This is a genomic window from Ruegeria sp. AM1 (genome assembly GCF_056540745.1).
The window spans coordinates 170,359-189,621 of record NZ_JBQFXH010000004.1; the positions used below are offsets into that span (position 1 = coordinate 170,359).

Here is a 19,263-nt window from a genome sequence, read left to right on the forward strand (position 1 = left end):
CGGTCATTGCGCCGCCTCCCGGACAGATTTCCACAAATTCACAACAGCCCCCAATCGGCGCGTTTCGTGGACCACCGCAGCGGTATTCTGACCGTCGCGGAAAACAGCCAAACCGGCGCCCTGACCACCTGAAGGCCGCATGACGATCAATTGAGGGTGCGAAAGTGTTGTTGCGCTGTCGGCATCCCATCCCGCCAAGTCTTGCGCGAAATTCTTCAACAGGTCCTGATCCGGGTGGATGGCTTCTCTGGCTGCACAGACGCCATCACATTGAACAGTTTTCTCCGCGCTCTGCATCAGGATACGCCCAGTGGCAAAGCGTTCCGCTGCGTCAAAAAAGCCTTGCGCCGCCACCTTGTCCGACGAGGTTGGCCGGGTCTCTGCCACAGCTTCTTCCGGTTCCGAAGCGCGTTCGGGCACAACTGACACCTGCGACTCACCGACCAGCGCGATGTCGGCGCAGGCGGCATCGATTTCTGAGAACGTGATACCAACATCATCAGCCTCAAGCGCGCTGTCGGGGCGCAGCGAAGTCATCTGAAGCGGGCCGGGAGCCGACGCCATGTCAGACACCAGCTGAGCCAGCTTTTTGGTCAGAACTTCACGTGCTTCGGTTTCAAAATCCGGCACCTCCCCGGTGCTAGAGCCAAATACGTCGGTCACACGCGAACTGTTCACCTCAATCGCAAGGCTGTGGCCGTCTGGTGACGTGTATTCCAATCTGCGCGGCAGGATGGTGCCGCGAATTGTGCGCAGAATCTCGGCGCGGCGCGCCTCTGCGGTTTCGCCCGACAACGGAATGCTAGGCGACAACCGGGGTGTCGCAGATCGCCCGATGTCTTCGAGCATCTCAAGTATACCTGTGTCCATAGTGCCGTGACCCCCTCTGGTCCCGTCTAAACTGCGGCCGCCACCGGCCCCAGGCTGAGATGTGATTTCGTAAGTGCCAAACCGATATTCGCGCTGTCGCGGCAGATATAGCAGACCACGTGTTCGGGATACTCCTTGGTTCGCAGAAAGATGTGCAACCGATCATCCGAAAACACAGCGATTTCCCCGAAGCCCGCAGCGTCACCCGCCGCTGCCAGCAGTTTTTCAAAGGCTCTGACACCCTGTCCCTGAAACAAATTGGCCACCGCCAGCGCCAGCGTATCCAGAACATCGCTGTCTTGGCTCTCTGCGACGCTGGATCCCAGCAACATACCGGTTTCCATGTCGATATACCCGGCTGCAATACAGTCGGGTATGGTTTCCATCGCAGAGGTCATTGCCGCTTCAATTGTCATTTAACAACCTGTTATCCCTAGAAAGCCTTCAGGCGCAGCGATCCGGAATCGCTGCGCCATTGGCTAACATCGTTTTTGATCGCGGCATACGACATTCCGTCAGCCGCAAGCCGTGGAGGTGGCCGATCAGAGGACATGCCATTCCGCTCCACTGCTTTCATTGGCGCTCGGGAGGGTGCTCATTTCCTCTTTCCTGGCTTGCTTGGCGCTGTGTTCCAACGCGATCTGGTCGTATTCTTCCAGGAACGCCCTGAAGACCGCTTGCAGACCCTGAGAGTCGTCGGGTAGATCTTCGCTCGCTGCAATCTCGCGCCACATGGCGGCGGCGCTCAGCGGGGATCCTGCCGGAACGTTCAGCAAGTCCTCAAGTGCTGTGTCCGTACCCGTGGTTTCGGCATGCGCAGCGGGGGTCTTGACTGCAGCCTCTGAGGGGGTGTCGGGCATCGACACAACTTGTGCTGCCACAAGTGCATTCGATTCAGGTTCGGGTTCGTAATCGTCGACGTCTTCGGCCTGCTTGGACAGCAGCGCCGTGATCGAGGATACCGAGACCTCGATTTCTGAAGTCTCCTGCACCGGCGGCACATCTACCGCGGCTGTATCTTCTGCCGATTGCTCGTCCAACTTGCTGGACAAAGACGCCAGCATTTCGTCAGCAGCGTCTGGCTCTGCTATGGCCTCATCCTCGTCCTGCGTGTCAAGCTGATCATCATCAGCAAAGATGATCACCGCGTCAGAGTCATCCTCGGGCTCATCTTCAAAGTCATCGACCTCTTCAAGGTCCAGATCGTTCACATCGGTAGGTGCCTGCGACAGGGTCGGGATATCCAGCGGATCACTGGGCGCGTCCCGGAAAAACGCCCGTAGTTCATCGCCCGTTTCCGCATCTGCGGGTTCCTCTTCCAACTCGGGCTCGGGCGTCATCTCGGCGCGCAAACGTATGGCTTCATCGGCATCTATACGCGGGCGCTCGGTTTCTTCTGTGCGCCGCTCGACCCGCGCAGGACGAACGGGGAAGGCCGCAACAACGTCGTTTTCGACCGTTTCACCCTCGGCCGGCGCCTGGTCGGCAACCGGGTTCAGCAATTGCAATGGCACCGCACCCGGTTCGGCAGGGGATGGGGTGGTCAAAGCATCAGGCGCAGGTCTGGAGGGACGCAACGGGTGTACCTTGGCACCGGTCGACAGGGTTTTGTCAATTTGGTACCGGGCCAGCATGTCGGCGCGGTTGTCCATAATCTGTTCCGTAATCTCCAGGAAACTATCGATCATCTTGCCGCCGCCGCTGCGCGCCCAGAGCTCGGCATCGCCGGTCTTGTCGCGCGCTGTAACCGCGTCGCGGGCCGAAAACAAAATGGACCTGTTGAACAGATGGCCAGCCTCGCGGTTGACCCGGCGCAGTACCTTCTGGCGGTCTTTCGCCCCCAGCGCATCTGCCCGTGTGACCAACAGCAACGAGTTGTGCTGTAGACGTTCGGGCAGCGAAACCCAGGTCGCGCGCTCGGTTTCGCGCCAGGCCTGCGTCGAATGTGTACACCACAGCACGCCGTTGGCTTGGCCCACCGCACGGCGCCAGACATCGGTGGAAATCTTCGGATCAGAAATGCCGGGCGTATCGATCAGATCGACAGCCTCCAGAATATCCGCTTCCAGATAGATGCGAATGAACTGAGCGTCGTTGACACCGATCTCATCCAGTTGATCCAGCTCGATATCCTGTTTGCTGCCGTCATGGCGATGAACATAGGCGGACCGATTGCCCCAACTGAACCAAACCGGCGGCAACTGGGTCGCCGTGACCTGCGTCGGCAGCGTGTGGGTGCGCAGAAGAAAGTTAATCAGCGTGGACTTGCCGGCGCTAAATTCTCCCATAAGCGCAAAAACAGGTTTGCGGCGGGAGCACTGCTCGATGCGTTCCCATGCCCGGGGAGAGACGAAGCGGGTTTTAGATTTATTTACCATAACTCTTCTTATGCTGCTTCGTTGCTAAGATCTTTGAGGATGTCACCCAGGATCTCGTCACGAGATTTTTTGGGCTGCATACCAGCCATCAGTTCGGCATTGCGCGCCGGATCTTTGTCGGCCGACTGCGAGATGTTCAGCAGAGTTTCTTTCTGCTCGCGCATGAAGTCGGCCAGCGTTGCACGTACATTTTCCAGCACGGCTGCGATCTGGTTTTCCTCAATGTCTTTGGTGATTGAATTCGCCTCGGATGCGATCAGGCGTGTGTAATCTGCGGCGTAAGCCTCAAATCCTTTGCGCTTTTGCCACCAGCGTCGCCACCAGGTGCTTTGCAAATCCAGTGCGATTGTGCGTCCGATGCCCAGTGGCGGCGGGACGCGTGGCACAATGGGTGCTTCGATGTTGAACTCGCCCAGATGGTTGCCCAACAGTTTGTGATACAAGGCCTCCACGTCAGCCGCGGCGGCGCTATACAACGCGCCAGCATCCTTACGCATGGACCGGGCAAAGCTGAAATAGGCCGCTTTCTGAAGTGTCCGCAGACCTGCAGGGTCATACTGCCATGTGCCCTGCTCACCATTCTGTTCAAGATGCGCAATCAGCGAATCGGTGGCACGCTTGACAAAATTCGCTTCGGCCGAGGCCAACCGCTCAAGAACCTTGCCCCGCAACGCGGTTGTCAGCTCCGCAACTTTCTTTTCGTACTCGCCTGAGACGGTCGAGATAGCATCCTCAGGCGAAACGCCGTCCAGATCACGGACTACCCCGTCACCTTCCGACAGGTTCTTGGCAACGGCGGTTGCGCGAATCTGGCTAGCGATGTTGCGCGCGCGGTGGCGAACACGGTCCAGCAACCGGGTCCCTGCGCCATCAGCGATTCTCTCGTTCATCGCCAAAAGCAAATCAGGCAAGCCGGACAGCGCCCAAATCTTGTCCAATGATGCGGCCTGATTGCCAAAACCTGCGGCTAGGTAAAACGTGTTCAGCGCCTCACGGGATTCTTCGGTGAGAATATCAGGGTTGCCCGTCAGCGCGGCTTCGGCCCATAAGGCGCTGCCAAAGACGATGCTGGTGTTGGTGTCGATGTTGTTTTGTTTCAGCGTGTCCTGAATCCGGTCCCGAATCTCAGGCACCTGATTCACAGGATCGGACAGCTCGTCGATCCGGTTCACGAACAGGATGATCTGACGGTTTTCGAACTGCGCAATAATCCGCATCAGCGCCATATCCATGGTGGTCAGCGCCTGGCTGGCGGCAAGCACCACGATACAAACCTCGGACCCGCGCAGGCTGCGTAGGGTGATCTGTTCGCGCACCATGAAGGTATCGTTGACGCCTGGTGTGTCGCACAGTTTGAGCGAAATCGGATATTGGGGGATATCCATATACAGCTCGGCTGATTTGGTCACATCAGCAAAACGTCCCGTTTTGGGATCGATATCGGGGTCGTCTTCATCCCCAAGGCAAACGTAGCGCTGGATCAACTCTTCATCGAAATAGTCATACTGATGGCTTTGCCCCAGAACCAGATCAAAGTGCTTGCCAAGCCGCTCTTCGGATTTCGCTTTCATTTCGGCGATCTGACGGCGGATGTCGTCCATCTCATCATCCGCGCCCGCACGATTGGCCAACTCGCCCAAACGACCGCCGCCAACCATCAGATTGTCCCACTCTTCTTGTTCAAAGAATGTGAACTTCGACTTGGTGTCTGCTGGTGTGCGCGTGTTGATGTTGAGCGTAGTTACGACCGAGGTCCACGGGTTCACATCCGACGGCAAAAGGCCGGGGCGGCCTGCCAGAATGTTCACGATTGAGGATTTACCAGCCTTGACCTGACCAACCATGGTCACGCTGGCCGAAAAATTTTCCATGCGCGTCTTGAGCGTTGCAAGACGGGCCGAGGAGCGCGCATCGGCCACCTCTGTCAACTGATCAATCTGCGTCGTCAGCGAAGTTATCGCCGATGTCATCGGCGCAAGCGCTTCGTTTCCCACAGACAGAAGATGATCGTTACGCGCCATAGGTCAGCCTCCGGTGCCAGTTGCAGGAATGTGCGCCTCGGCGGCGGCGGGCAACGCCCCAACCGGTACGCCGCTAAGCGTGTCGATACGCGCGATAAGGTCCAGAGCATTGCCAAGAATTTCGGCCTCGGTTCTCGGCGACATCATTTCATATGCAAGCGAATCGGCCAGCACCTCGATTGAGCTGAAGTGGTCACCATTCTCGAGGCAAGCGACGCGACGACCGGTCGGGAAGCCTTCGGATTTCACGGATGGCAAGGGCATTCTAGTGTTGGCCAGCAAATACTCTTCTCCATCATGTGTTTTGAGCGCGATACCGAAGCCGGTACCCGGAAACTGCTTGTTCAGCGTCTTCAGCTCGCCAATGAAGCTCTCGCGCGCAAATGAGGCAGCGTCTTGCTCGGCGGCAGCGGCGTTGATCTGTTCGGTCACGATGAGATCCCTTTGTTGGTGTTGAGCGAAAACTCATATGGCGCCAGAGGGCAGAAAAGACTCATTAACTCGTTGACAGAAAGAATTACCCTCAAGGCGGTCTTAGTTTGACGTGAATAAGATTTTTTGGCGTTTGAATTGTGGCGTAAATATGGTCGCAACCCCATAAGAATGCCTCAACCCTTGCGAGAGTGGGCTATTTCAGCACCCACAGGCAAGCGAAATCCCGAACTGTAAGACGACAGACCAAGCCGCCAGCCCGGCGCCGTTGACGATGGTCGAGGCGGTCGCTCCTTCTCCACCCGTAACGGTTTGTTTTCCAACACCTTAAGGCAACTGCCGGAGCGGCGCGGATATGCAGATGCCAGAGCCGTATGCGGCTTGATCCCATGCGGATACAACGGAGTACGTTCTGCTCAACGTATCCGCGACCAGTTCGACAAAGTCGGCAACACTCGAATGCTGCGTCACCCTACCCTCTGCGTAGTCTGAGATCGTCACGAATCTACCCCATCCAAGGATCATTTCGGGGAGTTCCCGGACATCCAATTAAAGTCGTCCGGGTGCAAATTTAACTCTCGCGCTCTCCAGCAAGCTTTGCTATGCAGCGCATCATTCGATGCCTCAGGGTAGCGAGTTGCGGGTGTGGCGAAATTGGTAGACGCACCAGATTTAGGTTCTGGCGCCGCAAGGCGTGGGGGTTCAAGTCCCTCCACCCGCACCAAAACAGACTTTCGGATCTGTAATCCCCCCTAACGCTTTGAATGGTAACGCTATTTCCGGGGTTCTAGCTCCCTGATTCCGGTAGTATTTGATGCGGGTTTTGAAGGCCAGTTTCAGGATCAATCTGCGCATATGGATCTGCATGTTTCCCGGTGTTTCCCAAAGTTTCCAAGGGTTTGTGAGGAAGGTGATGGCAGGTTCTAGTTTTTCCTCAAAGGTACCTTTCGGTTCGGCTTGTTTCGCCAGTTTTTCGGCCAAGCGCGCCTTATCGTGTTCGTGCTGTTCGATTTTTTCCTCGTATTTCTTGATCACGGTCGTGTTGTTGGTGGCCATGATCAGGTCAAGAAGCTTCTCAATCTCCTTATCCACGCTGGCGATCTGGCGTTTGCCTGCGCGAAGGATGCCTGCTGCTTGGTTACGTCGCGCGTCCCAGATGCGGCGGAACATATCTGTCAGCAGCCGAACGGATGTTGGATCAGGCTGCAGCGTTTTGATGATGTCGCCGACATCGCCCTCAAGCTGATCGCGCTTGATAGATTTACCGTAATTTTCACATTTTTTAGTCTGGCAGAGGTAATATGCATAATGCCCACCATTGCCCTTTGTGATGGATGACCGCAGCGGCACCTCACAGCAAGCGCAGACTGCGATTCCCCGCAGAGCAAAGGCGTCGCCGATGTTCTTACGCTTCGGCGCTTTGGCCTTGCCAGCGCGGCGCTCCTGCACCTTGTCAAAGGTTTCCAGCGAGATCAGCGGTTCATGCTGGGCTTTGAGCCAATTGATTCCGTAGTTTTCAGAACAGATGTGTCCGGTATAGACCGGCTGGGTCAGTATGTCGGTCACGCGCTGCGGCTTGACCTCGCCGTGTTTGTTACGTGGGAAGTCGGGTATGCTTTGGAAGAAGCGCTTCACTTCGGCCTGAGTCTGGAAGCGTCCTGATGCAAAGCCCTCGAACGCTTCCCGAATGAGATCGTCAAAGGGCGGATTCGGCACAAGGACTTTCCCACGCCCTTTCTGGGTTTCATAGCGATAGCCAATGGGAGGATTATGGATCCAGAAGCCTGCCTCCATGCGGGCACGCATCTTCTGGGCGACCTGCCTTGCGTTCTGTTTGCGTTCAAGCTGACCTTGGGCGGCGAAGATAGTCTCCATGAACTCACCCTCAGGGGAATCGTCGAAGCGATAGTTCAGGCATTCCAGAGTGGCATTGCGGGCACGGAATGCCTCGCGCAGGCGGAAATGGAAATCTCTGTCGCGGGCAAAACGCTTTAAATCGTCGAAAATTACGATGAAGTTTTCATCCGGCTGCGCATCCATGAAGGACAACAGCGCCACGAGACCGGGGCGCTTCATAAAGTCGCCACCGCCCGTCATCGTATCAGGGAAGACTGCGGCAACCTCGTATCCCTTCGCTTCTGCATATTGGCGACAGCGGGTCTCCTGAGACTCGAGGCCATGGCCTTCCGTTTCCTGCCCTTTGGAAGAGACGCGACAATAAATCAGTGCTTGAGGTTTGCTCATGCGTCCTCCTGTTTCTCCGCCGCCCATGCTGCCACAGTACTCAAAATGCGATTTATCAGGCGGTCTTCGGGTATATCTGCCTCGGTGATTGTTGTGATTGGATCTCGCTCAATTTCTGGGGTCATAGTTCCTCCTTTTCCGGGTCTGTGTTGTCATTTGAGTTTAACACAGCAGCGCGGAGGACAGCGGTGAGATCGAGACTTTGTCCACTGGTTTCTTCGCCAGAATCGAGGTTCCAACCCAGATCGACAAAAGCCATGGCGATGTTCCACAGGGTTTCGATCAACTCGATTTTCTCTGCCTCCGTGGCATCGCTGTCTTCAAGATACGGCAGCCAGTCGTCGAGGTTCAGGCGAATGCTGGGACGTTTGTTTGTGGGCGGTTCGGTGGTGTCTTTCATAGGCGTCCTTTCGTTGTGCGTTGCTCCTCCATGTTGAGAACAAAAGCGGAACAACTTATGCCTGAATTTGCTTTAGAGCAAGGAATATTTTCCTATCTTTCCATCAGGTTGAGTTCTCGCGCGCTCAGAGAGTGACTACCGTGAATGCCCCTTTCCGCGCGATTGCGCCTGATCCTGCTGGTTCTGACGATGTTCTTTGAAGGCCGCGCGATCCAGTTCATGGGCGTCGTGATGCGCGCGGCGCGCGAGCTCTGAGAGCCCCAGCATGTCCTTCGGGCGGAAGCTCTGTGTGTCCTGCAATTTGCCATCCCGATCCTTGTAGGTGCGCGAGACAGTGACGGAATGATACGCGCCGTTCTCTCCATCGTTGCGCCAGATGGCGGCTTTCAGAGGGCCTTCGCGCAGGGTTTCTTCCGGGCGGCGTGCTTGGGTGTCGTCTGACATGGCGGTGTCTCCTGTTTGAGATTGAGGGGAATACGACTGTGTGTGCCGCTGACGTTCGGCCTCCCAGCGCGCATCGAAGTCGGCGGCGTCAACTTCGGCGGCCATATCTGGTGAAGGGCGCGGCGCGGGATGGGGCCGAGCTTTTTCTACCATCGTCTTTTCGACCATGTGGGTGACCAGCTGCGTGAAGGCGTGGTCCAGATTGTCGTTTGCCTCACTTTTCTGAGCGAACTCGCGCGCGATCCGCACCTCCTGCAGGCGCGTGGAAAAATCGCTGACGGGTAGATCAGGGACGCTATCCGCATATGTGATGGGCTGTCGCTTGTTCATGGATCACATCTCCACCCGAGACCACATTCCGTGACGGTATTGCGGCAGATGGGCAAATCGCTCCGGAACCGGTTCCTTGATGACACGGCGGGTGCGCTGGCCCCAGCGGGTTTGTACGGTCACACAATCGAGCGGCGGAAAATATGGATTCGGATGGTATAAACCGGCTAGCTCGCGCGAAAGCCAATACGGGCGGCGCTCAATCTCAATCGGATACGACACATCTTCGTGGAACAGGTAGGCGCGATCATTGCGCATATTCATGATCTCATCGGGTGTCTGAAGATCGCGCCGCTGCTTGGTCTGGTGGGTCTGTTCGAAGTTGTGCTGAGAAACGGAAAACGCGGCCTGCATAGGGTCGCCACCTCCAATCAGAGAGTGGAGCGCCTGGTTGCGCGCATGCACCGCACGCTGCTGCGCCAATGTGTCATCATAGGCCAGCGTCTGGGTACCAAGCCGACGCGAGCAATCGAGACAGCTTTCCCAGTCACCCCGCAAGGCAAACATCAAGGTTGCGGCGCTGCTGGAAAGAATGAGCTCTTTGGCACCGGGGCCGAGACCTTTCATCTGGCCGTTGGATTGGAATACCGAGACCGGTTGGCAGCCTATGCCCGCGCCGTAGGTATAGAGGCGCGGAACAAGCGGAAAGCCGGTCTCACCGCCCAGCTGCCCGCATTCATCGAGAAAGAACGTGATGCGCCGGGCAGACGGTGCACGGGATTTCAGAAGCATCGCCGAGACAAAGGCCGATTTGATCACGGGCGCCCAGGCCCCAACAAACTCTGCAGGCGGCATCAGATAGAGCTGCCATGCCTGCTCTCCTGAGATCAAATCCTCCATCTTCATGGTAAATGGCGGCGAGACGGAGTCCATGAGGATCGGATCAGACAGGCAGGCAACCGAGCGCAACACTTCACCAAGGATGCCGCGAAAGCTGTTTGTGGAATCGTCCCTGGAATTGGCGATTTCGGCCTCGACGCTGCGGACCAGCGGGAAGCGCGACCGAGACATGTGGAAAGCGAGATCAAGCCATTGATCACCCCTGGTCGGGATCAGATTGATCGCCTCATAGAGTGCCGGGAAAGTCAGTTCGCCGGTCAGTTCGATCACCGCCAGACACATGGCTTCCAGATATTCCCGACCGCGCCCGATGAAGTATTCAGAATCATTCGAACGGCCTCTGGCGATCATGTTCTCGCAGAAGACTTTGACATCCGAGACAAGCGTCGGGCTGTCCATGCGCATATGGCCGAGGAAATTGATCTTGTCCTGCGGCAGATCGTGGAGGTTGGCCGGGTTCCAATAAGCAAGGAACTTTCCATCCTTCGTCTGATCCTGACTGACGTAAGCACCTTCGCCTTTGAGATCGAGCATGATCAGCGATTGCAGGCATGTGCCGGACAGCAGGTTGCGGCACAGCACATCCCGGAACTTTCCGGCACGCGCCCCTGCTGTGATCGTCAGTCCTGCGGGACCGTGGAAATAGACCGGACGCCCGTCAAAGAAGCCAAGAAAGATCGACATCGGCGTCTGATTGAAGAGGCCTGCGCCCTCCAGATCCTCGGTCTTTGCCCAGTCACTTGAGCCGAAACGGTTGGCAGAGTTATTCCCGCGCATCAGCGTTGCCCTCCGAAAAAGCGGTTGATGATCCACATGACAAGGGTCACGAAGGCGATGCCGAGCCCCATGCGCACGGCAAAAAACACCAGCGGATAGGCTCCGAGTTTCAGTAGCCAGTAAACGAAGGCGGCGGTTCCGCCGTCGTATCTCGCGTGAATGGCGCGCAGGATGGTATTCTCCCACGCCACCCAAGCGTCCGTTGTCCAGAAGATCGCGGCATAGATCCCGACACAGGTGGCCAGCCATTTACCGCTGCCTGCAATCAGCGGGTTTGGGGCTTTTCCGCCACCACCGCCGCCCAATCCCATAAGCCAGTTCATTGTTGATCCTCCTTGGTTTGGTGTCTCATCTCATCCCAAGGCCCTAGCGGATCGTCGGTCGTGATGTGGGATGGGCGGGTTGCAGCGACCGCCGAAGCTGCAGGCAGTTCAATGAGATCAACAAACTGCGCGAGGTGTTTCGCAAATGCGCCTTCGATCCGGGTGTAGTTGTTGTATTCGGTATCCGGGCGGTAGCTGTTGGCGACACCAGTGATGCTGTAGGTCGCCCCACCGTCTCGCGAGACCAGAAGCGGACCACCGGACCCGCCAGGTACACCATCGCAGCCCTCGGTGATGATCACCGCCGTTGAGCCGTCGGGAACGTCCCCGGTGTCCTCCCGGCCCGTGGCCCGGCAGCGCACACCAAACACCGCAAAGCGCTCGAACTTGTTGGTGCCCACATCACGATCCGCAAAGAGCGGATGACGCGCGTAGCGATCCAGATCGGCGAAGCGATAGGCCCCCATATTCAGAAGAATCTGGTCTTCGACGTCGGTAAGGTCGTCCGGCGTAAACGCGACCGGAAGAACGGTCGCCGCTTCGCAGGCCGGTGTCGCGAGCTCAGCAATGGCGTAGTCTACGCCCAACCTTGCACGAGGGGCCAAACTGCCAAGATGGATAGCTTTCAGGTCATAGGCCTGTCCGCAGGCTTCCAGATAGATGCGCCCATCTGACGGTGCCGGGGGCTTGTCTGTCGGCCCGTAGGGTCCATCCCATTTACCGCGCTCGGTAAAGAGATGGGCAGTCGTCAGGACTATATCGGGCGCAATCAACGCACCCGTACCGTGTCCGGCATGATCCCAGAAAACCGGCCCGATCCCGGTGAGCTTTTTGGGCAACCCACCATCGTCGAGACCAAAGACATGCGGAAGAAACGCAACCGGTGTCCGATCATCCCGACTGGGTGCGGGCGCATAGGGGACCGCCAGCTTCACCTCAGGAGCCTTTGGCGGTTGCTCCGGCAGTTCGGGGCTGGGAGACCGCCAGTCCCTCAGCCAGTCAGGATAGGCGATCTGATCGGCAGCCGTGCCGAAGATCATGGCCCCACTCAAAAGAGCCGCCACGGGGACTGGCCAGATGTTGAGGAAGGAGATCAGCTTATGCATTGCCAGCACCTCCAGACGCTTTGGGATTGCGCGATTTTTTGACGGCTAATGCCACGCGGGGTTTCGGCTTGCTGGTGGAGTTGGCGGCGCGTGGTCGGCCACGCTTTGGTGCGCCCTTGGCGGCCTCAATACGTCTCTTCGCTTCTTCCGCTCGTGCCACGAATTCTTCGACGCGCCAGAAGTCTTCCAAAGTGACAAGACTCGGAACCTGCCGGTCGTTTTCTTCAGCGATCTTGATCTTCAGGGCGCGGTAGACGGCAATCCTGAAGCCAATTGCGATCCAGCCACATGCGTCGAGTAGCATGGCAGCCATGGTCAGCCCCGGCATCCGCCACATGGTCTGGATCAGACGTTCCGCCGGGCTTAGAGATACCTGCTGAGGAAGATCGGGGGCCAGTGCGGCAATTCGATCCGCTTCTACGCTCAGACCGACCGCAAAATCGCGCATCGACGTGCTGATCTCATCAATCCGCGCCCGCGACTGCGCATTTGCCCGGCTTTGGGTTGGTACACCTCCGGCAATTTTGGCTGCCGCAGCCTGAATCGACCGCGCTGGATCAAGGCTGAGCAAGGCCTGCATCTCCGAGATTGCCTGACCGGACAGAGTTTTAAGACGCACGTCTCGCTGCGAAGGCGAAAGTGCCGCGTCAATCTGTGCCGCGCGCAGCTCCGCAATAATGCTGTTCAGCGTATCGACATGGCCTTGTGCCTTGACCAACGTGGTGCCGAGCAAGTCAGCGGCCTGACTGTAAGCGCGCCCTGATGCACCGAATGAGTTCGACACTGATCCAACGCCGGGAACGCCTGTTGGCCCTTGTCCGGTGATCTCCGCCCGCTCAAAATCGAAAGCCTGTTTGGACCGGTCCTCAATGCTCGCCTGAACAACACCCATCTCACTGACGTAGAAAACGAAGGTCTGCCCGGTGTTTTCCAGCTGATCGATGTCTTGTTTCTGCGTCAGGCCCCGGCTGATGTCGCCGCCGGTGGCGCTGAGGCTGCCCAGAACGGAGACGATGGCGAACATGGTAAAGCCGACGACTGCGACGACGGCATAGATCAGCAAAGGTTGTTTTGTCTCTAGGGAAGGTAAGACCCAGGCACCCGCCCAGAACGTCCTGGATATGATGAACAAGGCCAGACCAATTGCACCGCAGCGCAGATATATGCCGAGGTCCGGCGCATCGAACTGGCTGGCGAAGCCAATGACGGCTGTGCCGGATGAGATGATCGCCAATCCGGTCAGACCGGGCAAGGCAATCGAGTCGAACCACAATGCGATCTGGTAGAGCCAGGGGCTCTTCCAAAGTTTCGAGATGTCGGACTGCATAGTTTGGTCTCCCATGCTGTTGGGCGCGGCAATGCCGCGTGGTGGGAAAAAGAATGATTGGGTAAGGCGCGCGTCAGGCGGTTCGGGTGTGTTGACACTCAGCGCCTGATGGTCAGCCTAGCGCGCTTTGATCCGCGATGTGGGATAGCTGCGCCGCCGCCAGTTCAGGCGGCGGCGCAGAGACATCACCGGATCAGGTGGCGATAGATGCGCGGTTTCATGACCTTGAAGTAGAGCAAAAGCCACTTGTCACGCTCTGGGTGCTCGCAGGATTCACCGGCCAGGAATTCCCTGACATAGCGCTCCGACTTCCAGATGTCGTCGATCAGCGGCGTTGGTACATGCTCTGGCTGGGTCCAGATTTCCGTGCCGTCGAGATAAAGACGTAGAAGAAAGTTCTGTATCTCAGTTGGCCACTCCCGGTCGCTGATGCCTGAGTTGCGAACCGCGATCTGCAGACGAGCGTGGCAGGCAGGCTTCGAGACCTGGGCTGTGGTATCCAGCAGGATGCGGCGTTTGGGTTGATTCATTTTGGCCTCCATCGTTGGTGATGAAGTCAGCATTGCCCAGTGATGGTCTTCCCGTCCCACCTCTGAAATTTCATGAAATTTCAAAAGGCGTTTCACGCAGTTTCAGCGGGTGAAATTTGACTGTTTTCAGTGATTTATGAGAGAATAACGATGCACGAATGAGATGGAGGTATATGACACAATTTGAACGAAGAGACAGCATCGGAGAAGTGCTTGGGACGCACCTTGCATTATTTGAACATGATATGACGGAAGATCCCGACGACATGTTGGTCATGGAAAAGATTCGGGTGATTTCTGAGGCATACCGCAACTTTGCGGTCGGTGATTTGGCGGGTTTCAAGGAAGACTTTGAACACGGCTATCAACGCAGCAAACAAGACCTCTTAGCAGGTCACGAACCTGTTGCGGAGCCGGAGACAAAGCCAAGGCTCGACTTCGGAGAAAGTTGACATACGTTCGCCAAGTTGAGACCGTTCCGATATCTCCAATTTGTTTGTTTGCCGTATGGAATATCTGTTGGAAAAATTCAGTGAAAACTGGTCACTTCACGGCAAGTTTCTATTCTATCATGTGTTCAATAAGACTGGTAGGTCAGACCAGCTCGCTTTGGCCATGGAGTTCGGCGTTTCGAAGTCGTTGTTCAATCGATGGCTTACAGGTAAGCATCGTGTGACGCCCACAAATCTTGATACCGTTGCAGAGTTTATTTTTGGTCATGTTGAGCCGCTGGTTGAAAAAAACCAGATCATTGAGGAATTCAAAGAGTCTTTTCGATACCTTGAAAAATACCAGGATGTTGGTTGCGCGGCAGAAGAAATTGTGCCGGACATGGCAAGAGAATTTCTCTTGCTTCTTGGGCTTACCACTGAAACTGGGATGCCGATTCCGAGCAAAGGCAACAAGGATATCGATAAATCCGATGCGGACCAAAATTCTTCTCGACCTGCGATCCGCGATGGCATCAAGAGCCAGACCAGATCGGTTGGTCAATTACCCAATGATGAAACGAAAACACCAACAGGCCTTGCTGACCACCAAGGGCAAGAACACACTAAAGATAGGCAGACGCCGCGCGCACCGGAACCCGACACTGATAATAGTGTTCGAGGCGCAGTTTCAGTAGGCGGAACTGCGAAACCAAGGCGCAAAATAGCCTCGTTTATCGCTTGCTGCGTGACAGCCATTGCAGCCGTGCTTTTTTGCGCCTTGCCAGTATTTTCCGATGCTCGGGTTGTATTGGCGGAACACCTATCAGGCACAGTGCAAGCACAGAATGTAACTCATCACACTCAATTTGACCGCGAGCAAAAGGGCTTCTTTGGAGACCTGCTAACGTCCTTGGGGTTTCTCATTCTCATGCACGAGGACCGTAGAGGATCCTCACGAGCAACCCACCAGCTAGGCATGGCGAAGTTGCTTGGCATCAACACGGAAAAGGACGTTGATACCGCTGTCTCATTATTCAAGAAGGGCCACGATGCTGGCTATGATCGGGCCTCTCACAGCTATGCCTATTCCTTGGACAATGGATTAGGCGCGACCTACGATCCGCAAGAAGCTCTCGCAATTTATGAAGAGCTCTCAGGGAGAGATGTGGCACAATCAGTCAACTCTTTGGGACAGTTTTACCAATACGGTATAATCAAACCTTACAATCCACTGTTGGCGTTGGAATTGTATAGAAAAGCGGAAGCACTTGGAGAACCATTTGCGACATATAACATAGGTAAATTGCTTCGTGATGGGGTTCCGGGACATATAGATCAGGATACGGATGGCGCGAAGCGAGCGTTTGCCGAAGCTCTCGAAAAAGGAGTGGAAGCTGCGGCAAGCGCACTAGCGTGGTTGTACATTCAAAATGGTGAGATAAACAAAGCGATTGAGTTGCTTGACGTTGAATCCCGCAGCAAAAACACTTCGGCCATGACCTACTTTGCCAGGCAGCTTTGGTCTGGGAAGCACATTCCACGCGACTTAGAACGAGCACGCGCCCTCTTTGAAGACGCAGCCGCAAGAGGGAGGCCTTTCGCGGCATTTCAACTGGCAGAGTTCATTGAGGATGTTGGACCAGATAGCGAAAGGGAGAGAATTCCCGGTTTACTCGAGTATGCTGGGACGCACGGTGGATCAGTGACACTCCGCTTGCTTGGTTACAGGGCCGAACACGATCCAGACCTTATAGCGCGGGCAAAGATTGCCGAGAACTTATACCAACGCGCTTCCGATCTCGGGGATGGTCGGGCAGCCTATCGACTTTCTGGAATGATACTAGATGGGCGTTTACCAGAAAGACCACGTCAAGATGCGATTGATTTACTAGAACGTTCAGTAAGTCGCGGTGATCCTTATGCACAGTGGAAGCTGGCGACAATTCTGCTGGATGAAGAAGTCGAACCAACCAATCGCGCAGACGGCATTGAGATGCTGCGCAACGCAGGCGAGCGTGGTGATGGTTGGGTGACCAACATGGTGGGAGTTGCTTTTGCTAACGGGCAAATCGTCGAACAGGACGACTTTGAGGCATCGGCTTGGTACAAGAAAGCGTTTGAACGGGGTGGAAGCGATTGGGCAGCTTGCAACTATGTTCGACGTCAACTGAGATTGAACCCTGATTCAGAACTGCGGTCGTACAACCGTTTCCTTAAGGCTGGCACCGACGACTTGAATTCGAACTGTGTATTGCTTCTTTTTTCTGATTTTGATCGGCTAAAAACATGGGGTAAGAGTTTCGATGAACTGGAAAAGATTCTTGAACGATATGTTGACGCAGGAAATGCGCAAGCAGTTTGGTACTTTGCCGAGCTCCAGTCTTCCGATCTAGCACCGCCAAACAATCCCGCTCTAACAAGAAAACAATACTTCGAGCTACTGGTGCGTGCTGCGCAAGGTGGTTCAGTGGAAGCAATGCTACAGCTTGGAAAGGATGCCTTCTCTTGGGAGTCCGGCAACGATGACCCCAGCGAAGCCTTTCGGGTTTCCGCCAATGACAATATCCATTGGTTGAGAGAGGCCGCAAGCAATGGGGCTTCCGAGGCGGTGCGCCATCTAGAACCGAATGAGTTCGATGTTGAACCGGCGTACGGGTGGTTTGATCGATTGGTCCACAAAACTAAGGTAGATGAAAATGCCGAACGTCAGTTTTTGATCGGCTTGATTTTTGAGCATGGTGCTGATGGCGTTAAGCGCGACTTGAAGTCAGCGGAACATTGGTACAGCCTTGCTGCGAGAACGATTGACGATGCCCGAATTCGCTTGTCCCGCTTGCTTGTTGAAGGTTGTCATAGCGATCCCGACTACGAAACCGCAATAGCTCTAGCTTCCTCTATCGAAGACTACGCAACGCGCGAAAAAGTCTATGAGGCGCTCCACCTGTTGGGCCAGGCTGAAATAAATTCACGCGGCCTTTCTGGTGAATTGCAAACCTTCACTCTAGAACTCAGGGCTCGGGCATCGGATGTTGCAAATTGGGTGGCATTGGAAAACTACCGAATAGACCCACGCTGCAAGGAGATTAGACTCGCCCATTTGGATGCAGGCTCAGGTTTGGAATTTGTACCGTTGTCACCAATAAAGCCCGCTGAGTTCCGTACATCGCCGCTAGACGTTTTATATCCGTATCTAAGTGATTGACCGAAAGACAACCCATCAATTGTTGAGCACGGTTCGAATCGGTTTTGAGTCCGCTCAGCTTTGACGTAGTCAAATATCACAGCCAAAAACTGGTTTGCTGCCATCGGCACCAACTCGAAACCACGGCGAGAAGGCTAGTGTGAATGCGCGCCGTGTCGTCACGATGGAGCATTCAGCACAAGAGAAAGCCAGGATCGTGCTAGGCAGCTCAAACACCAATGCACGTCGTGACCAGTTTTATCACTGATAAAAAGGAGTGTTGATTGTCAGTAGCTAAAATTCGATCAGTACTCTTGCCGACGGCAGCCTTTCGAAAAGGCATGAAATCCAGCATTGACACTCCTCTTTAGATTGAAACAAGGTCGTGACGCTGAGTTGCGTCATGCTCATGAGGTTCACGGAATGTATATAAATAGGATAATTTCTGCGGCTACTATTTGCGTTCTGGTATGCAGTGTCTGGCTTGCCGAGCGAAGTGTATTAGCTGAAGGACAGGTGAACGCCAGAAGGCTCGATCGCTCACCATACGAACACGTGATGCACATAACTGCCGTGCTCGAGTTTGACGGTGAGCGCATAGAGGTAGACGATCTAGTTGACTGCCGATCTGATTATACGGGTCCAGCATCAAGAGCTGTCCAGCTACCGTTCAACATATCCCGGCAGGAGCTGGCATACGGAACGAGTGATGGCGGCGTAATCAAAATCGACATCCAGACAAATCTGTGTAGCGCTTATTCAGAAGTTTGGGCAGGGATCGACAAGGGTCTCATCGTGCCAGAAGCATGGACTCCTATCATCGGGTGGTTTGATGATCGCGACCCGAAAAAAGCAACCTCTGGCGAACGCTACTGGAGTGAGACTGCACTTAAAAATCCCAGGGGGCGATTGAAAATCGTTGAAGGATTCAGGGTGTCAGTTCCGGAACAAACGGATGCTTTGGCCAGAGAAGCGGAAGAACAGGCTATTGATCGCGATTTGTGGTTGGGTGCAGAAAAACATCCAACAGATCGTGCTCTAAGCATTAATCCTCTTCCCTCATATATTCGAATACCAAGAGAAGAATGGGCGAAGCCACCGAACTATTTGCGAAACCCAAAGCGTCCCGCTGACCCGGACGGTCTAAGGGAAAAACTGGATGCACTACCGCATGGACAAGGGCTGATGTTCCTCGGAGAGGAGATCAACGGCAAGAACAACGAAGCGATTAGCTTTTCGATCAATGATCTCACAACGGGTAGAACAGGCAGGGCAAATGCTATCGGTTACCACGGCATCCCTCAGCGAGATGAGCCGCGGTGGGGGATGTATCTGAGCCAACGTTCCTGGGAGCGCGCGCAAGTCCAGAGGGAGCGAATTCCGTTTTATGATGACCGGATTCCATTGGAGTACCGGGACGGAGCAATGATCCTTCGTACCGATACCCCCGGCCTTGTCTATCACTACCGAGGGTATGGTGATTGGTATCGCGATACTGACCGTTCGTTCGAATTCTTAGGAAAACCCTTCATTAACGGACCTTACGAAGTCCTCAAGGGTTGGCTGATTTTTGACCTGGAAACACGAGATTTGTGGGTCAGAAGCTAGTCAATTTTAAAGTAATTGGAG

At 55.3% G+C, this 19,263-nt stretch carries 17 protein-coding genes and 1 tRNA gene; 4 read left to right on the forward strand and 14 right to left on the reverse strand.

All coding sequences use genetic code 11. The annotated features are described in order from the left end of the window. Positions 1 to 3 precede the first annotated feature (3 nt). The 5 genes from ACR0I7_RS12395 to ACR0I7_RS12415 form a co-directional block, all read right to left on the reverse strand. Positions 4 to 870 (reverse strand): hypothetical protein, encoded by an 867-nt coding sequence (locus ACR0I7_RS12395; protein ID WP_480511442.1) that lies wholly within the window; start codon positions 868 to 870, stop codon positions 4 to 6. Between the two features lie 26 nt (positions 871 to 896). Beyond that, entirely contained in the window at positions 897 to 1,286 is a 390-nt protein-coding gene (locus ACR0I7_RS12400; protein WP_480511444.1) for a hypothetical protein, read from the reverse strand. Between the two features lie 126 nt (positions 1,287 to 1,412). Next, positions 1,413 to 3,158, reverse strand: coding sequence for a dynamin family protein (locus tag ACR0I7_RS12405; RefSeq protein ID WP_480511446.1), 1,746 nt, complete (start codon positions 3,156 to 3,158; stop codon positions 1,413 to 1,415). 98 nt (positions 3,159 to 3,256) lie between these two features. Then, positions 3,257 to 5,269 carry a dynamin family protein gene (locus ACR0I7_RS12410; RefSeq protein WP_480511448.1) on the reverse strand — a complete coding sequence of 671 codons (2,013 nt, stop codon included), beginning with the start codon at positions 5,267 to 5,269 and terminating at the stop codon, positions 3,257 to 3,259. A 3-nt stretch (positions 5,270 to 5,272) separates the two neighbouring features. Beyond that, entirely contained in the window at positions 5,273 to 5,701 is a 429-nt protein-coding gene (locus tag ACR0I7_RS12415; protein WP_480511450.1) for a hypothetical protein, read from the reverse strand. A gap of 639 nt (positions 5,702 to 6,340) precedes the next feature. Here ACR0I7_RS12415 and ACR0I7_RS12420 point away from each other — a divergent pair. Continuing rightward, positions 6,341 to 6,425, forward strand: a tRNA-Leu gene (locus tag ACR0I7_RS12420). Here the strand turns inward: ACR0I7_RS12420 and ACR0I7_RS12425 are convergent. The 9 genes from ACR0I7_RS12425 to ACR0I7_RS12465 all read right to left on the reverse strand — a co-directional run bounded on the left by ACR0I7_RS12425 (position 6,404) and on the right by ACR0I7_RS12465 (position 14,118). Continuing rightward, positions 6,404 to 7,945 (reverse strand): recombinase family protein, encoded by a 1,542-nt coding sequence (locus ACR0I7_RS12425; protein WP_480511452.1) that lies wholly within the window; start codon positions 7,943 to 7,945, stop codon positions 6,404 to 6,406. The two genes, ACR0I7_RS12420 and ACR0I7_RS12425, sit on opposite strands and share 22 nt — an antisense overlap. After that, positions 7,942 to 8,070 carry a hypothetical protein gene (locus ACR0I7_RS12430; protein WP_480511454.1) on the reverse strand — a complete coding sequence of 43 codons (129 nt, stop codon included), beginning with the start codon at positions 8,068 to 8,070 and terminating at the stop codon, positions 7,942 to 7,944. The genes ACR0I7_RS12425 and ACR0I7_RS12430 overlap by 4 nt, the downstream gene beginning before the upstream one ends. Continuing rightward, entirely contained in the window at positions 8,067 to 8,345 is a 279-nt protein-coding gene (locus ACR0I7_RS12435; protein WP_480511456.1) for a hypothetical protein, read from the reverse strand. Before ACR0I7_RS12435 ends, ACR0I7_RS12430 begins: the two co-directional genes overlap by 4 nt. A 135-nt stretch (positions 8,346 to 8,480) precedes the next feature. Continuing rightward, complete coding sequence (locus ACR0I7_RS12440; protein WP_480511458.1) at positions 8,481 to 9,119, reverse strand: hypothetical protein; 639 nt, start codon at positions 9,117 to 9,119, stop codon at positions 8,481 to 8,483. 3 nt (positions 9,120 to 9,122) lie between these two features. Beyond that, positions 9,123 to 10,736 carry a type IV secretory system conjugative DNA transfer family protein gene (locus tag ACR0I7_RS12445; protein ID WP_480511460.1) on the reverse strand — a complete coding sequence of 538 codons (1,614 nt, stop codon included), beginning with the start codon at positions 10,734 to 10,736 and terminating at the stop codon, positions 9,123 to 9,125. Then, positions 10,736 to 11,059 carry a hypothetical protein gene (locus tag ACR0I7_RS12450; RefSeq protein WP_480511462.1) on the reverse strand — a complete coding sequence of 108 codons (324 nt, stop codon included), beginning with the start codon at positions 11,057 to 11,059 and terminating at the stop codon, positions 10,736 to 10,738. Before ACR0I7_RS12450 ends, ACR0I7_RS12445 begins: the two co-directional genes overlap by 1 nt. Further along, on the reverse strand, positions 11,056 to 12,165 hold the full coding sequence (locus tag ACR0I7_RS12455; RefSeq protein WP_480511464.1) for a trypsin-like serine peptidase: 1,110 nt from the start codon (positions 12,163 to 12,165) through the stop codon (positions 11,056 to 11,058). Before ACR0I7_RS12455 ends, ACR0I7_RS12450 begins: the two co-directional genes overlap by 4 nt. Continuing rightward, positions 12,158 to 13,507 carry a hypothetical protein gene (locus ACR0I7_RS12460; RefSeq protein ID WP_480511466.1) on the reverse strand — a complete coding sequence of 450 codons (1,350 nt, stop codon included), beginning with the start codon at positions 13,505 to 13,507 and terminating at the stop codon, positions 12,158 to 12,160. Before ACR0I7_RS12460 ends, ACR0I7_RS12455 begins: the two co-directional genes overlap by 8 nt. Positions 13,508 to 13,677: 170 nt before the next feature. Further along, positions 13,678 to 14,118 carry a hypothetical protein gene (locus ACR0I7_RS12465; protein WP_480511468.1) on the reverse strand — a complete coding sequence of 147 codons (441 nt, stop codon included), beginning with the start codon at positions 14,116 to 14,118 and terminating at the stop codon, positions 13,678 to 13,680. Between the two features lie 77 nt (positions 14,119 to 14,195). Here ACR0I7_RS12465 and ACR0I7_RS12470 point away from each other — a divergent pair, with 77 nt between their 5' ends. The 3 genes from ACR0I7_RS12470 to ACR0I7_RS12480 all read left to right on the forward strand — a co-directional run bounded on the left by ACR0I7_RS12470 (position 14,196) and on the right by ACR0I7_RS12480 (position 19,242). Further along, positions 14,196 to 14,474 (forward strand): hypothetical protein, encoded by a 279-nt coding sequence (locus tag ACR0I7_RS12470; RefSeq protein WP_480511470.1) that lies wholly within the window; start codon positions 14,196 to 14,198, stop codon positions 14,472 to 14,474. A gap of 55 nt (positions 14,475 to 14,529) precedes the next feature. Then, entirely contained in the window at positions 14,530 to 17,655 is a 3,126-nt protein-coding gene (locus ACR0I7_RS12475; RefSeq protein ID WP_480511471.1) for a tetratricopeptide repeat protein, read from the forward strand. A 333-nt stretch (positions 17,656 to 17,988) separates the two neighbouring features. After that, positions 17,989 to 19,242, forward strand: coding sequence for a hypothetical protein (locus ACR0I7_RS12480; protein ID WP_480511472.1), 1,254 nt, complete (start codon positions 17,989 to 17,991; stop codon positions 19,240 to 19,242). Positions 19,243 to 19,263 lie beyond the last annotated feature (21 nt).